Below are 15,662 nucleotides of genomic sequence, written 5' to 3' on the forward strand. Positions count from 1 at the left end.
CTATTTATAACCATGATGAAACACTCGACTTGCCCAATCTGAGGAAGAATGTCTGATCTTTAGTTGACCTGAGCTTTCCTTATACACAACCGATTTCTCTGGTACATCTTGCCGGTAAAGCGTGGCACCAATTCCAAAGGATACCCGATCGCCAATGCGGCATTCGCCAATGATGGAAGATCCCGGCAGCATAGCAACTCTCTGCCCTAGTACAGGATAATGCCCTTGATGGCTCCCAACCGTGCAACCTTGAGCCGCGACAAAAAAATCGCTATAGGCAGCTTTTCCAAGCACCGTCCCCGTAGTGTGCAGCAGCAAGAAGATATCCGGCAGCAACGTGTCGTACATGCAGCTGAAGCCATGCAATGCTTTGTTCAAGTAAAATAATTTGTTGGCAGCCGCTTCATTCTGTGTTAAATACCAAACCGCATTAGACAGAAACCACAGGTATACGGCATACTGGTCCGAGTGCAGATGGTTCAGATTGGGCTCCCCCTCCTTGCTGTAGCCCGTTAATGTGACATGCCAAAAGCAGTGAGCGGTTCGTTCAATCGCCTGCTCGAATGCGGGCTGCAGCTCTTTAAGCTTGAGGACGCGGCGATCAGGGAACATATAGTTCAACTGCCGCAAGGTGTAGGCTGTAAATTCGTTGTACGGCAACGACAAGTTCACGTTAACCTCCTGCCTTTCCTAAACCTTGTCGTTTTAACTCTTCAGTACACTCTGCGATCAATCCCCGAATAAGTGCTTCACAGTCTGGATTTTCGTAACCCAATTCATTATGAATTCGTGTGACGTCTATTAGTGGAAAGCAAACGGTCCGTGCAGCATCTGCTACTGAGACCTGGCAGCCAGTAAGCTCTCGAATCCACTGGGAGATGCTCCGGTTCGACGTGTTTATGCCACTCGCCACATTGTATACCCCCGATCCATCCGCTTGCGCGATGCTAATAAGCAGCCTCACTACATCATCGATACCGATGTAATCCTTAGCTGTATCAAGGGTCGTGTGCAAAGTAATTTGCTTCTTGTCTACCGCGTCATGGATGAGCGAATATAGAAAATTACCAGAATTGTAGTCATCACCGCATACATTCGATACTCGGGCGATTTTAACGTTCTCCCGTCCTGAATTCAAGCAAAGTGATTCACCCGCGAGCTTGGAGAGATGGAACAAATGATCTCGATGATGGGGATTGATCGATAAGGACACCTGTTCATTGGAGGTAAGATTATCCATATAAATGCGGGTCGATGATATATAAACAAAAGAATCGAAGGCTGCTTTTTCAAGAAACTCCCCAGCCAAAGAAACATGCGCTTTCATTGTGTCAAAAGGCCTTTGCCGGAAATCTGAAGTTACTCCAGCGCAGTAAATGACATGTCCGAGTGATTGCTGAAACACTGTTGGGTCATCTCTCTCTGGAGCGAAGCATTCCTTCCCTTGGCTGCGTAAAGCGCTAACTAGATGCCGACCCATAAAGCCTTGTGCACCAATGACTGTAAATAACCCCGATGAATTAGTATTCATTGGCGGTACCCTATCCTTCTTGAAGGTACACCCACATTGATCGAGTAGGGCTCAAGCTCTCCCTTAACCAGCGATTGTGCTCCCACGACACAGCCTTTCCTCAGAAATGCGCCGTCAAGAATAACCGTTCCTGCACCAATCCATACATCATCCTCGATAACGATTCCTCCTTTACTCGGCATAAATCGCTGCTCTATAATCGGCAGACTGCGTGAACGATATTCATGATTCACTGGTGCAAGCGTGCAGTTTGCGGCAATCAGCACTCCACTACCGATCCATACTCCATTGCCGCTATAAATAACCGTACCTGAGTTAATATAGCTGTTACTGCCGATATGCACATCCCCCATGCCGCCGGCAGGCTTTATTTTTACAAACGAGTCTATCATCGCTCCGTCATCAATGAATATGCGCGTCCCTCTCACTGATTCTTCAATATCAGCCAAAGCCGATACATGTGCTTTATCAGATATAATCAGCACTACTCTGCTCCCTCCGTCCATAGCTCGAACTGCTGATCCCTGTCGCTTATGATGAGAGCATCCATAGGCAGCCATTGAATACAAAACGCTGGATCATTCCATCTAACACCACGAGCACTTGCAGGCTCATATCGTTGAGACAGCAAATAAGTCAGCTCCGTATCGTCTTCGAGTGTTTGAAAACCATGGGCAACCCCCTCCGGTACATACAGCATACTGCGATTTGCTGCGGTTAGCCGAATGCCGAGCCACTGCTTATAAGTTGCTGATTGGGGTCTAATGTCCAGTATGACATCATAAACCGCGCCTTTTGTACAGCGTATCGTTTTCGCTTCAGCGAATGGAGCCTCCTGATAGTGCAGCCCCCGGATCGTACCTTTATACCAATTATAAGATATCCCGCACTGGACCACGTTCGTATTTAGACCATACTGAGCGTATTCATCCACACACCAGGAACGAGCAAAAAATCCGCGTTCATCGTTTGAAGGTTCGATATCAATCACATAAGCGCCTGCAATGGCGGTTTCAGTAAATTTCATCTTTACCACATCTCAATCTGTGGAATCCATACGGCACATTGACCGCCCCAATCTCGAATATAGGATAACTGTCCGGCAATTTCTTGTTTAAGATTCCACGGCATAATAATGACAATATCCGGTTTGGTCTCACGAATATATTCAGGAGGAAATATCGGTATGAGCGAACCAGGCAGTAGCAGCCCCTGCTTGTAGGGATTCCGGTCAACAACATAATCCATCATCTCCTTGCCAATACCGCAATAATTAAGCAATGTGTTGCCTTTGGCCGGCGCTCCATATGCCGCGATTTTGCGACCAGCATTTTTGTGCTCAATAAGAAATTGCCATATATTCCGCTTGGTATGAGCCACATTTTCAGAAAATGCAAGATACGTTTCGATCTTCCGGAGACCTGCCGCCACCTCTTGCTGAAGCAAGGTATGGACGCTCTGTCCAATTATTTTAGACGTATCTCCTGCATGCCCTGCATATATGCGCAAGGATCCGCCGTGAGTATCCAATACATCCACATCGAATATGGTCAAACCATATCTGGCAAACAACTGCTGCACTGTGTGCAAGGAGAAATAGGAGAAATGCTCGTGATAAATAGTATCAAACTGATTATGTTCCATGAGCTGCAGCAGATGCGGGAATTCCATTGTCAGGACGCCTGTATCCTTGAGCAGCGTCTTCAAGCCGGCTACAAAATCATGAAGATCCGGCACATGAGCGAGAACGTTGTTACCGATCAGGACATCAGCCTGCTTATGCTCACAAGCAAGTTGGTGGGCGAGCTCCATTCCGAAAAACTCCATAACTACAGGAATTCCTTTGTCCAATGCTGCGGCGGCTACGTTGCGAGCGGGTTCAATGCCTAGCGTTCGGATACCGGATTGCTGGAAAAATTGCAGTAAATAACCGTCATTGCAAGCAATTTCAACAACTAAGGGACTTTCGTCGGAAGAATCGGTTGTTGGATCAGTACAGCTAGTAAAGCTTTGTAGAGCGAACCTGTCGATCATCATTTCCGTGTAATTCCGCGCATGCTTAAGCCAGCTGTCCGAGAACGAGCTAAAATAAGCATATTCTCCGAAAATGCTCTCCGGCGGCTCAAATTGTGCAAGCTGAACAAGGAAGCAAGCTCCGCATACATAGGCGTGCAGTGGATAAACCGAACAAGGAAGCTCGGATTCTTCCGGCTTCAAATAATGATTGGAGAACGGAGACATTCCGAGATCTACGAATGTATGGATCAACGGTTCCCCGCATAAGCGGCATGGTCGCTGCTTTATTGGAGCACTCATCGTGCAAACTCATCTCCTTCTCTTGACACAAGAATGGAATTCAGAGATATTTAACAAATTTCTATTTCAGGCTTGTAAGTCCTTATAAGCTTCTATTTGCTTAAGAGTCATTACCCGAACGCTCTTGCCGTGAGCATAAGCCTGATACCAATCGGCAGTCCAGCGAATGGCCTCCTTAGTGTCAAGCAGGGGTCTCCAGCCAAGCCTGGTTCTAGCCTTAGAGCAATCCAATACCAGCCGCTGCGCTTCATGCGGCTTTGAATCGTTTAAATCCACCATATTATCTCTAAAAGGCGCTGCTGCATCCTTTATTGCATCTTCAATCTGCGAGCTTGGGAGCTCCAACTCATCCCAACATGCAAGCAATTCGCGTGCAATTTCTCCTACGGTTAACGGCTGAGCGTTATCCGGTCCGAAATTCCATGCTTGCCCAAGCTGTTCTCCTGCGGCATACATCCTCTCCGCTAGCAGCAAATATCCTTGCAGCGGGTCGAGCACATGCTGCCATGGTCTGACAGCTAACGGCTCCCGTACCTTCGGAGTTTTTCCGCTAAGCAAGCTGCGGATCAGATCCGGTACTAAGCGATCCTGCGCCCAGTCTCCGCCCCCAATAACATTACCGGAACGGACAGTGGAGAGTGCAGTAGGCGTCCCTGCGAAAAACGATCGGCGGAATGCGTCCGTTACCAACTCCGCGCATGCTTTACTGGCGCTATAGGGATCATATCCGCCCAGCCGGTCGGTTTCGCGGTAAGGCCATATCCATTCGCGGTTTTCGTAGCATTTGTCGCTCGTCACAATGATCACTGCCCTTACTGTAGCACCACTGGAACGGACTGCCTCGAGAACGTTTGCTGTCCCGACAACATTCACATCGAATGTTTCGACCGGCAAGCGGTATGAGGCTCGAACCAAGGACTGAGCTGCCAGATGAAAGACGATGTCGGGACGGCAGCGCTTCATGGCTGCGTTCAGTCGCCGCGAGTTACGTATATCGCCCTTAACGGATACGATTCCATCTGCTGCGTTTGCCAGTGAAAATAAATTGGGATCTGATTCTGGCGATAAGGAAAATCCTGTTACATGAGCGCCCAAACTTTGCAGCCACAGCAACAGCCAGCTTCCCTTGAACCCTGTATGTCCGGTTATAAACACCTTTTTCCCCTGCCAAAAGGACATCTTTACCACACCTTCCAAGGGGCTTTGGAGGATGACCACCATTCTTCCAGCAGCAGCTTATCCCTCAACGTATCCATTGGATGCCAAAACCCATGATGCCGGAAACCCGCCAATTGGCTGCTAGCCGCAAGTCGCTCCAACGGTTCTAACTCCCAGATAGTCGCATCCCCCTCAATCAGATCAAACACATCTGGCTCCAATACAAAAAAACCGCCATTAATCCAGCTATCTTCCCCCTGGGGTTTTTCCTTGAATCGGGTAACCAAATCGTTAGTAAATTCCAACGCTCCGAACCTGCCCGGTGGATTAACCGCTATTAAAGTGGCCAGCTTGCCATGATCCCGATGGAATTGAATCAATTCGTTAATATTTACATCACTGACACCATCACCATAGGTAAAACAAAATGTTTCATGGCCTACAAACGTTTTGACACGTCTGAGCCTTCCCCCTGTCATCGATTCCGATCCTGTATCTACTAAGGTTACCTTCCACGGTTCGCTCTGGTTATTATGGATTTGCATTTGATTAGCTGCGATGTCTATCGTGACATCCGACCTATGGAGAAAATAATTGGCGAAATATTCCTTGATAACATATCCCTTATATCCGAGACAAATTATGAATTCGTTGATTCCATAATGCGAATATATTTTCATAATATGCCAAAGTATCGGATTGCCCCCGATCTCCGCCATCGGCTTAGGTCGCATAGTTGTTTCTTCACTCAGTCTTGTGCCAATTCCCCCAGCCAATATCACCGCTTTCACCTGACAATCGCCTCCTTTATACAGGGGACAGCTAGCGTTAAACTGCTTATACTGCTTCCGTTACAATAACCATCTCGGATACGGATAAAAGTGCATGGTTAAACATTTCATGAATTTTGGGTATTTCTTCCATTTTGTTGAAGAGATCCGTTAGTTGAGGTTGTACAGGATCTTGAACAAACAGTATTTTTCTTACAGGCAGCTTGTTGCTTTCCAATAGTAAGAGAAGCGGTTGAAGATGGAAAAAAGTATTAGACAGCTGCGTCTGAAGAAACGGTGTTCTGTCGCTCAACCAACGTGCGATTTGAAGGTAATGCGCCCCATTCTGCATCTTGAACAATAATGAGCCCCCTCTGCACAGCTTGGAACGTATGCCATTGATTATGCTGTCAATCTGGTGCTGAGGATAGGGCTCTAATCCGCCTTCTAATAGAATCACATCGTATAAGGCTGAATCCTCAAAATCCTTCAATTCAGTAAGCAATACATGCTTAGCTGTTTCTGATACCGACAGCAAATCCACCATGTATTTGCTTTGATCTGTATAATTGACAATCGTCGTTTGCTCAAATCCGTTTTCCCGCAATTTATTGCGCAGCTGCAGCGGCGTGGAGCCGCATTTGGCATTAATGCCAAGTATGCGGACAGCTTGAGGAGCCGTCCCAGAACTCTGCCTTTGTTGCTGTATGCATTCCATCGCCGTATCCACCAGATGGATATCAAAACCTGTATCCTCCCAGGCATCTATTCCATATTTATCACGGAAAATTTCGCGGCTTACTTCAAGAGACTGATGCTGCCGCTGTTCCTCCCCCACTGTGACAGAGCCGAAATGATGAGTGAAGGTGTCTTTTGCAAATATCAGCTTGTATCCAGCCCTGCGAATGCGAAAACTTATATCGTCATCAGCGAATTCCCCATAAATGAACCTTGGATCAAAATAACCTACCTGCTTAAGTAGCTCCGTTCTTACCATCAACACACAGGGCAGGAGTCGAACTCTTTCCTCCCACATGCTTGGATTCGAAATATTATAGCTCTCAGCAAACCGCTGCATCTCTTCAAGATCAGCTGCATTGGGGCAAATGATCCGTTGATTGTTCGATACTGAATCGGCTCCCGGGGAAACAAAACCAATCGTTGGGTCGGATTCCATACAGATTAGCAAATTATCGAGCCACCCTGTGGTAACAATGAAGTCATTGGAAATGCAAGCCGTGTACCTTCCTTCCGCCACCATCATTCCTGCATTAAAGCCGTTAACAGGGCCAACATTTGCAGCGAGAGTTACCTTCTTGTGATTAGGCAATTCGTTGAAATAAGCTGCTGTCCCATCCGAAGAACCATTGTTAACGGTAATCAGTTCAATTGGAAGATGCATTGTATAACGGTAGATGCTCTCCAAACATTGCTTGGTGTATTCCAAATGATTGTAGGCGAGCACGACGATGCTGACTAGCGGTTCGGATGCCCTATTAATCGATTCATTCGTGCTGAACAACTTTTTATTTATATCATCTATACACTGTTGGATTTCAGTTCTCTTATTCTCGTCTTCCGTCAATTCCATTGACCGTCTATACAAGCTTACAGCTAATACGAATTCCTTCTTTTGGAAATATACATTGGCGAGTTTATAGAAGAGATCGAATCGCTGATACTCAAAGCCGATGGCTTCAACCAGAGCACGCTGTGCTTCATCAAGCTTGTTTTCGAGCAAATGGATCTCTGCTTTCCATAAGTAAATGTCAGCATCGCGAGGGTGGAGTCCTTGAAATTCGCGTATTAACAGCTTGGCAATATCCACTTGACCTGCATCGAGCATTTCCTTGATTTTTTTCTTTACTTCCAAGTGAAGTCATCCCCAATCATCTGTTCCTTTTTTCCTGTGAGTCTTCAAAAAGCAGCGTTATAAAAGGGAACTTTTTGAACGACCTCTATAAAATTACCCGCTTTCGTATACAGTAATTCCAATATATGCATGGAAAGATGAGAAGTGAGTCTATGCGGGGTTCCAAAAAGTGAAAAACGGGCGATGAAAAACCACGGCAATAGTGGTTTCTATCCATGCAAGGGTCTACACGTAAACGTAAGATGAAGAAAAAAGAAAGGAGTGGACTTCATATGCCAAACTTTGCCGTTTATAATACAGATCCCAATCAGCTGCAAACCTTGATATTTGGGAGCGACGGAACGAACACTCTTGCGCTTAATACCGACTCCACAGGCAGACTTAATATTGGAGATGTCAATACAGTAACAGCTGTCATGGGGGCAACAATTACTGGTGGTACTGTTTCGGCTACCATTGTCGGTGGTACGTTGAATGCCGTGCAAGCGGCAACTATTGTTGGCGGTACGTTGAATGCGGTACAGGCTGCTACCATTGTCGGCGGTACTCTTAATGCTGTCGAAGCCGTCACCATTGTCGGTGGTACTGTTTCCGCCACTATTGTTGGCGGGACGTTGAATGCGGTGCAAGCCGCAACTATTGTCGGCGGTACGCTCAATGCTGTGCAAGCGGCTACCATCGTTGGCGGTACTCTCAACGCTGTCGAAGCTGTCACCATCGTCGGCGGTACTGTTTCGGCCACTATTCTTGGTGGTACGCTCAACGCTGTTGAAGCTGTCACCATCGTCGGCGGTACTGTTTCGGCTACTATTCTTGGCGGTACTCTCAACGCTGTCGAAGCCGTCACCATTGTCGGTGGTACTGTTTCGGCCACTATTCTCGGTGGTACCGTGTCGGCTACCATTCTTGGCGGCACACTTAACGCCGTGCAGGCTGCTACTATTGTCGGCGGTACGCTCAACGCATTGCTCGCTGGCACTGTTTCCGCCACCATTCTTGGCGGTACCCTCAACGCCGTGCAAGCTGCTACTATCGTTGGCGGCACACTGAATGCTTTGCTCGGCGGCACTGTTTCTGCCACTATTCTCGGCGGTACCCTCAACGCCGTGCAGGCTGCTACCATTGTCGGTGGCACGCTCAACGCATTGCTCGCTGGCACTGTTTCCGCTACTATTCTCGGTGGCACCGTGTCCGCTACCATTCTTGGCGGTACAATTACAACGATATCCCAAAACAATTTCAACCAATTCAGTGCACTTGGCGTTACAGTAAGCAGTACAACTTATACGCCAATAGCTTCAGCATCACTCAATCAAAGCTTATATCCTTACAAGGTATACTCCTATCTCATCTATAACAATAGCGGCGCCGCTACCGTCAATGCACGATCAGAAATTAGCTCTGACGGTGTACGTTGGATTGTCGATTCTACTGTAACCGGCTTGTTAACAGGCGGTATCGTTCTGACACCGATTAGATTTGCTAAATACACTCGTGTATCACTAGCAATGGCATTAGTTGGGACGGCTACTGTAGACGTTTATCTCGATGCACAAGTATAAACATAATTCATAAAATAGAGGATGACACCCGTTATCCTCTTTTTTGTATTCAATTGAATGGGTCTCATTAAGCAATAATATAAAAAGTAAAAAAATGGAGATGTTGCCTGTGTCTGAGCTTGCTGTTCTTTCATTCATCGTTGACAGTAAGAAGCAAACTCCCGATCCAGATAGCCCCTATCCTGTGATTGCCTTTGATCCCGAAAGTGGTGCAACCTGGAATGATGTTAAAAAGCAAATTATGCAATCGGGGGCACAAAAGGTTTTGCTACAATTTTCTAACGAGACGATCGATATACCGACTCATAACTGGAATCACATCGATTATCAGTTCTGTCGTTTCCATCGGCTGTACGATTCTGTTGACATCACCACATCTGTTTCTCCTTTAGTATTCATCGATCTCATTGCCCCCCTTCCCTTACCTGGCCTCAGCATCGTTTCGAGGGAAATTAACTTTGATGAATATGGCTGGAAAACTACCCGACTGCTATACTTTTTCGATACACATAATTGGGATCAACCTGAAATCATGCTTAGCAAAAATAACTTGCACATAGATGATTTATTTGCCCTCTCACACCTGTATGAGCAAACGAACCGTTTTGAAGAAGCCTATGCGGCTAGCCTAAAAGCTCTAACTTTGGAAGAATCAGCTCAACCTAATGATCCCAAGAGGAATGGAACACCTCTCTCAGAGCTTCCTATCCCCGTGACACAGGGCCCTCCAATGTTTGATCCAGCGAGGTTATGGTTAGCTCATGGTCTACATGCAGCGAGGTGCAACCGTCAAGAGGAAGCCGCTACTGCCTTCCGGATGTCCTATGCAGAGAATCCGCACATGGACCCGTTATACTATTGGGCAGATGAGCTTATGCGGCAAGGCTTCTCACAAGAAGAAGCAATCATACCTATATTGAAATGGTTGGAGCCTGATCCAGATAAAGAAGAACGGCATATTCGCCTTTTACACCGTATTGGCTTATTTTCAGAGACGCTTAAATCTCTCGAACAAATAACAACGACGGCATCGCATCATCAGATTACCCGCATCTACTTTGATTGTTTGATCCAGGTTGGCAGAATTGCTGAAGCTGCTCTGTTGTTCCATGAACAGGATGAGGCATACAAAAAAAAGTATCCGACCGATGCACTTTTATACAAAATACTGTTAGCGGATGATAACCTATCTGCTCTGATTTCGCCGCTTGAACAATATGAGCTTGTAGCATTACAGGATCGGGCTGTCGCGATTCGTCTATTTAGCTATGCGGAAGTACTGCAAGGCTATATTAGTGAGCCATTATCGCTCGCCTTCACCTTGTTTCGGAATGGTTATGTCATGCGTTCCGCTACCCATTTTTTACAAGCACTGAAAAATAATACGATGGATCAGGACGGTTACCGATGTTTAGGAGAAATACTGTATTATCGTGGCGCCTATCAGCAAGCATCCGAGATGTTCGAATATTTGCTCTCGCAAGCACCAGATAACGCTGCTCTGCGCACTGCCCTGGCACTCGCCTGCCTACGTCAAAGCGAGGTGCTACTGAAGGAATCCATGTATATTTTTCCTTCTTCTGTTTTCTTGCGCGAGGAGTCGGAGAAGGTAGGAAGCGGAATCAAGAGGATGGAGCAAAGCGCAGCTATTACTCGCTGGAATTGGGCAGAGAGGACAAATTTCCATGGATAAACCACTCATTTCCCTCTGTATGATCGTCAAGAATGAAGAAGATTGCATCGCCCAATGCCTACTAAGTGCAAGGACAGCCGCCGACGAGCTCATAGTGATGGATACTGGATCAACGGACCAGACAGTTGAGATAGCCAAACGAACCGGAGCTGCAGTCCATATTCGTGAATGGAAAAACGACTTTGCTGCTGCTCGCAATGAATCCATTAATCTCGCCTCTGGCGAGTGGATACTCGTGTTGGATGCCGATGAAATACTGGAGGAAGGCCATGGAGCACTGCTGCGCGAGGTAGTCGCTAATTCACCCGATGCGGATGGATTTTTCGTGCGAATTGTTAACTTCATAGGTACGGAAGCCCAGCACGCAGGATCATCCATATCAGCTTCACTGCGTCTATTTCGCAATAAACAGGCTTATCGTTATGAAGGAAGAATCCATGAGCAGATTGTTCAACCTATTCTATCAGCGAATCCGGCAGCCCGGCTGCTTTATTCTAACATTCAATTAAATCATGGCGGCTACCTGCCCGAGGTTGTACAGAAGAAAAATAAAGTACAGCGCAACATGGATCTGCTGCTTCAAGAGCTGGAGAACACTGATAGTGAGAGCTTTCACCGTTACAACCTTGGTGTGGAATATATGCGGGCAGGCGACTATACATTAGCGCAAGAACAGTTTTGTCTTTCCAGAACCGTAACAGACTGGAGAAAAACGAGCTTCGGTCATGTTGTTGTGCTTCGCGAGGTGAACTGTCTGCAAGCCCTTGGCCGTTGGGAGGAAGCTGCCGATTTATGCCGGGTTGCCGCTAGTGATCTAAGCAATTATCCCGACTTATTTTTCACACTCGGAAGAATTCATTATCACCTGCGACAATGGGAACAAGCTGAAGAAGCCTTCCATAAAGCACTGGAAATCGGTGAATCACCGCCTCAATATACGTCCGTCAGTGGTGTCGGAACTTATAGTGCCAGCTTTCATCTCGGCAAAACCCGTGAACAGCTGGGCGATTACGATGGAGCAGTGCAGTTGTATGCGAATGCACTTACGTTCAATGCAGGCTTGCTTTCACCCTTTTTACGACTGATAAGTCTGCTTGCTCGTCTTCATAACGCCAATGGCATCACTAATACGATGGAGCGGCTGTTTCATTTGGAATCGCCTAAAACCTGGTGGAGTATTGCGCTTTCTTACTATCAGCTAGGACTGTATGAACAAGCGACGGATATTTTGAAAAACAAACCTATGCCCGTAGAAAAGCGAGAGGAACGGCAGCTGCTGCTCTTGCGCTGCTACCTTCTACTGCCAGGAAATCGTGCCCCAGGCTATACGGGTGTAGCAGCCAGGCACAAACGAACAGCGAGGAAGCTGTTTTACATGGCTCTTGTTCGCAATGATGACAAGGCTGCAGAACGATGGCTGCGGCGTTTGGAACAGGAAAGAGCACAACGATTGAAACAGAAGCAAGGAATTACGGATAAACATACTAACGAACCCTTTGATAGCTCAGATTCTGCAAGCGAGCTTGTTTTGAACCTGCATGCATACTTGCTAAAGGAAAAAGAGCAGCATGTTATCCCTCTCCATCTTCCTGCTTCGGCGTATTCCGCACTGTGGAGCGAATTGTACTTTTTGTATATACTAGCCTCCAATGAGCATTTATTCGCTTTGCAAACTCAAATTCAAACCTATTGGCTCCAACTCCTGACGCTGCTGCCCGATCCTCTTCAACGCTTGAAGGGACGTTACGAGCTTATTAAATGCGTTCATGTAAGAATCTATCAGCTGCTGCAAAATAAAGATGGCGATCTTGAGTACGCTGCTCTGTGGAATGACGTGAGACCCCGATTGATGACATTAATCGATGATTTGCTCATGGAGGAGGTTAACTGATAATGCCTAATGTATCTTTGTGCATGATCGTTCGTAACGAAGAAGAGCATATCAGGCAATGTTTGATTTCAGCAAAGCCTTATGTAGATGAAATCATTGTCGTAGACACCGGATCCCAAGATCAGACCCCAAACATAGTTGAGCAGTTCGGAGCGCAATTGTACAGAATGAAATGGAACGATCATTTTGCAGAAGCACGCAATTATGCAACCAAACGCGCAACTGGAGACTGGATTTTGGTGCTTGATGCTGATGAACAGCTGCTGCCAATAGATTTCGATCTCTTCAAAAGCTTCCTTGCTGATGAGACGGTGTCAGGCTACTATGTACTGATACGAAATCATCGCTCCGAAATGCCTGATGATTATGAAACGGATTTTGTATGCCGTTTGTTCCGCAATCTCCCGAACATTTCTTACCAAGGGCGAGTTCATGAGGATATCGGCGTGTCGCTTTCCACAACTTATCCCAGGCTCGCCATCAGGCGTTCAGGGTTGATTGTAACCCACTACGGCTATGTGCGTATGGCGGAACACGCGAACAAGAAAGCTGAACGCAATGTTAAGCTGCTGGAACGCGCGGTTCGTGAGGAAAGCGATCCTTTTTTTTACCGATACGCAATAGGTGTTGAATCATTTCTACAGGAGCACTACCAGAGGGCTGCTGAAGACCTCGCCCCGCTTCTTCCGAAGGTGCCTCCGACAGCAGGATATGCCGCTGATCTGGCCTATAAATTAGCTTATTCCTATTGGCGCTCAGGCAGGAACACTGAGGCACTTCAGGCTGTGGAAACAGGACTTATCCGCGAGCCTCTGTATGCTGATTTACAGGAGCTTCATGCCGTATTGCTGCTCGAAGAAGGTCGTCCTGAGGAAGCCCTTCACCGACTTACCCAATATGCCAAGACAGCCACCTTCTCCGAGGAACAGCAGGCAGAGCGAGCGGATTATTGGTTGGGGCTTGCCCATCAGCAGCTTGGGAATTGGCAGCAAGCTTTGCTGTATCTTGAGAAATGTCTGCATACTACAGCTTATCGTGAACAAACGAAACCTCGCTGGCTCGATCTGGCTCTGCTCATTTATCCGCTTACAGAGGTGGAATCCAGACTTACAGCAGCACTGCATAGCTTGGAAGAGCTTGCAATTTCTATCTATTTAGGCAGCTTCGTAACGAAATGGGGATACAGCAGCCGAATGCTTCCATTGTTGGAAGGGCTGAATCTGGATGGAACAAGCGAGGATTTACAATTGCAAGAATTAGCTTTTTTCTACGCGATCATGTTAGCGCAGACAGGTGGGACGGAGAAGTCTTCGGAGATTCTGCATCAGCTCGTCCATAAAAAACCAGAAAAACATCTGCTTATTTACTTGTGGGCACTGCAGAATGCGGGAGGCGAATCACTGGTTCAACTCAACCTTCTATATGCCTTTCGTGATACTGAGCCTGAGCTTGCCTCACTTGCTGATAGGCTGCTTCACGGAAATCCATCGCTCTCCCCTGCGCCAAATGTACAGCTTTTGGAACAGGCAGCATATGCCATGCTGATGATGAGAGCATGGTCCGGCTTTCAATTAGTTTGGCAGTACTTGCACGGAATTACTACTGAAGGCAGGCAATCCGAGCTGCCAAAGGCTTGGCGTCCCGCCATCTACCAATCCCCGGCACATATACGCGAGATTATCCTGCAGGGTCACTCTCCTGAAACAAGCAGATACGGTGAACGGCTCTTTGGGGCTCAACTCGCGTACTCTCTAGGAAAGAAGGAGGAAAGCATCCGTCTGTTTACTCAATTAAAACAAGATTTTCCTCAACGACTCGAACCCCGATTAGGTTTGTATGGTGTTGGGATTGGATCAGATGAATGCGCATCTTATCTCTTTCTAATCGACCTCTAAGAGGTCGTTTTTTCATTTATGCGGTTATCCCTGAGTTTGCGCCTGAAAATAAATATCGAGCATGGTCGGTTGATCCAGTTGCTGTGATTTGACACTGAATCTTGTAAATTTCAAGTATCGCATAGGAACGATGGCTTGAGTTGTTCCAGCTGCGACAACCATCTTGGAGTCCTGCATGAAATCCTTTCCATTAGGGCTGATTTCCACCTTTACCTCACTCGCATGATTTCCTCGATTGACGATGGAGTATGTGTATAGTTTTAACAAGGACGAGTTGACCAAAAGTGATGGTTTCCATTCATTCTCAGTTGTTACCCCCAAGCGTTCCTGCTCGATAAATCTCGTCCGCTGTACGTTCACACGCAGCCTCTTGATGATCGGACGGATTGGCTTGCAGCATTTTTTAATAATGATGTATTTATGCTTTCTGTATGTTTTCTTTTTGGGAAACAGCTTTTTCTGACTCATGCAGCGATGCGAATATTTCTTCTTACGATGACAGCAGCAAGAGGTAAGTGTCTTTCTAAAGGCGGTATATTTCAGTGCAGGCACCCAAACTCACCTCCGGTTTTGTAAGATAATTACCAATATATTCGGCTATCCTACATTTCGCGACGGCAGTTATCACGTCCCCTCAGCTTCGTTTCCTCCTAGCAAGCCGCACTCCCTACCTTCAGAGCATAAAGCTCCTTAATTATTCGGATAACGCCTTCCCACTCAGCTTTATTCGAATCCATCGCCCACCCAAAACCTGCAATAATACAGCCTTTTGACCATTTTTTCGGGATTTTCTTGAATTCCTGCAAATGTGCATCTTTTTTATCATTGTTAGCTGTAACCAGACCTTTTTATATGAAATAACTGTAATATTCAGGCTGTCGAATTAAGCGCTTTCAATATCTCTCAAATTTTAATCCATACACCCTATTTCTCAATAGTGTTCTCGCAAAGCTCAATCTAGGTGTTAAAAGCC

General features: G+C 46.6%; 13 protein-coding genes. 4 read left to right on the top strand and 9 right to left on the bottom strand.

Annotated elements, in window-relative coordinates:
• From ACFQ0C_RS01410 to ACFQ0C_RS01445, 8 genes are all read right to left on the bottom strand, one after another.
• On the bottom strand, nt 1–672 hold the full coding sequence (locus ACFQ0C_RS01410; protein WP_379363235.1) for an LbetaH domain-containing protein: 672 nt from the start codon (nt 670–672) through the stop codon (nt 1–3).
• A 1-nt stretch (nt 673) separates the two neighbouring features.
• Nucleotides 674–1,531, bottom strand: coding sequence for an NAD-dependent epimerase/dehydratase family protein (locus ACFQ0C_RS01415; protein WP_379363237.1), 858 nt, complete (start codon nt 1,529–1,531; stop codon nt 674–676).
• Nucleotides 1,528–2,016, bottom strand: a complete 489-nt coding sequence (locus tag ACFQ0C_RS01420; RefSeq protein ID WP_379363239.1) for an acyltransferase — start codon at nt 2,014–2,016, stop codon at nt 1,528–1,530. Before ACFQ0C_RS01420 ends, ACFQ0C_RS01415 begins: the two co-directional genes overlap by 4 nt.
• On the bottom strand, nt 2,016–2,558 hold the full coding sequence (gene rfbC, locus ACFQ0C_RS01425) for a dTDP-4-dehydrorhamnose 3,5-epimerase (protein ID WP_379363241.1): 543 nt from the start codon (nt 2,556–2,558) through the stop codon (nt 2,016–2,018). The genes ACFQ0C_RS01420 and rfbC overlap by 1 nt, the downstream gene beginning before the upstream one ends.
• 2 nt (nt 2,559–2,560) lie before the next feature.
• The gene (locus ACFQ0C_RS01430; protein ID WP_379363270.1) at nt 2,561–3,835 is read right to left on the bottom strand and encodes a class I SAM-dependent methyltransferase; all 1,275 of its coding nucleotides are present in this window, start codon (nt 3,833–3,835) and stop codon (nt 2,561–2,563) included.
• Between the two features lie 78 nt (nt 3,836–3,913).
• Nucleotides 3,914–5,035: a CDP-glucose 4,6-dehydratase gene (gene rfbG / locus ACFQ0C_RS01435; RefSeq protein WP_379363243.1), complete on the bottom strand. Its 1,122-nt coding sequence runs from the start codon at nt 5,033–5,035 to the stop codon at nt 3,914–3,916.
• Complete coding sequence (rfbF, locus tag ACFQ0C_RS01440) at nt 5,029–5,796, bottom strand: glucose-1-phosphate cytidylyltransferase (RefSeq protein WP_379363245.1); 768 nt, start codon at nt 5,794–5,796, stop codon at nt 5,029–5,031. Before rfbF ends, rfbG begins: the two co-directional genes overlap by 7 nt.
• A gap of 46 nt (nt 5,797–5,842) precedes the next feature.
• Nucleotides 5,843–7,648, bottom strand: a complete 1,806-nt coding sequence (locus ACFQ0C_RS01445; protein WP_379363247.1) for a glycosyltransferase — start codon at nt 7,646–7,648, stop codon at nt 5,843–5,845.
• A 272-nt stretch (nt 7,649–7,920) separates the two neighbouring features.
• Here ACFQ0C_RS01445 and ACFQ0C_RS01450 point away from each other — a divergent pair, with 272 nt between their 5' ends.
• The 4 genes from ACFQ0C_RS01450 to ACFQ0C_RS01465 all read left to right on the top strand — a co-directional run bounded on the left by ACFQ0C_RS01450 (nt 7,921) and on the right by ACFQ0C_RS01465 (nt 14,689).
• Nucleotides 7,921–9,210 (top strand): DUF6385 domain-containing protein, encoded by a 1,290-nt coding sequence (locus ACFQ0C_RS01450; RefSeq protein WP_379363249.1) that lies wholly within the window; start codon nt 7,921–7,923, stop codon nt 9,208–9,210.
• Between the two features lie 109 nt (nt 9,211–9,319).
• Complete coding sequence (locus ACFQ0C_RS01455) at nt 9,320–10,903, top strand: tetratricopeptide repeat protein (RefSeq protein ID WP_379363251.1); 1,584 nt, start codon at nt 9,320–9,322, stop codon at nt 10,901–10,903.
• Entirely contained in the window at nt 10,896–12,794 is a 1,899-nt protein-coding gene (locus tag ACFQ0C_RS01460; protein WP_379363253.1) for a glycosyltransferase, read from the top strand. Before ACFQ0C_RS01455 ends, ACFQ0C_RS01460 begins: the two co-directional genes overlap by 8 nt.
• A gap of 2 nt (nt 12,795–12,796) precedes the next feature.
• A complete protein-coding gene (locus tag ACFQ0C_RS01465) occupies nt 12,797–14,689 on the top strand; it encodes a glycosyltransferase (protein ID WP_379363255.1) in 1,893 nt (630 codons plus the stop codon).
• 24 nt (nt 14,690–14,713) lie between these two features.
• On the opposite strand, the gene ACFQ0C_RS01470 is transcribed toward ACFQ0C_RS01465, so the two are convergent.
• Nucleotides 14,714–15,241, bottom strand: coding sequence for a DUF6385 domain-containing protein (locus ACFQ0C_RS01470; protein WP_379363257.1), 528 nt, complete (start codon nt 15,239–15,241; stop codon nt 14,714–14,716).
• Nucleotides 15,242–15,662 lie beyond the last annotated feature (421 nt).

Origin of the sequence: Paenibacillus sp. GCM10027630, from assembly GCF_042676305.1 — a bacterium.
Taxonomy (GTDB): domain Bacteria; phylum Bacillota; class Bacilli; order Paenibacillales; family NBRC-103111; genus Paenibacillus_S.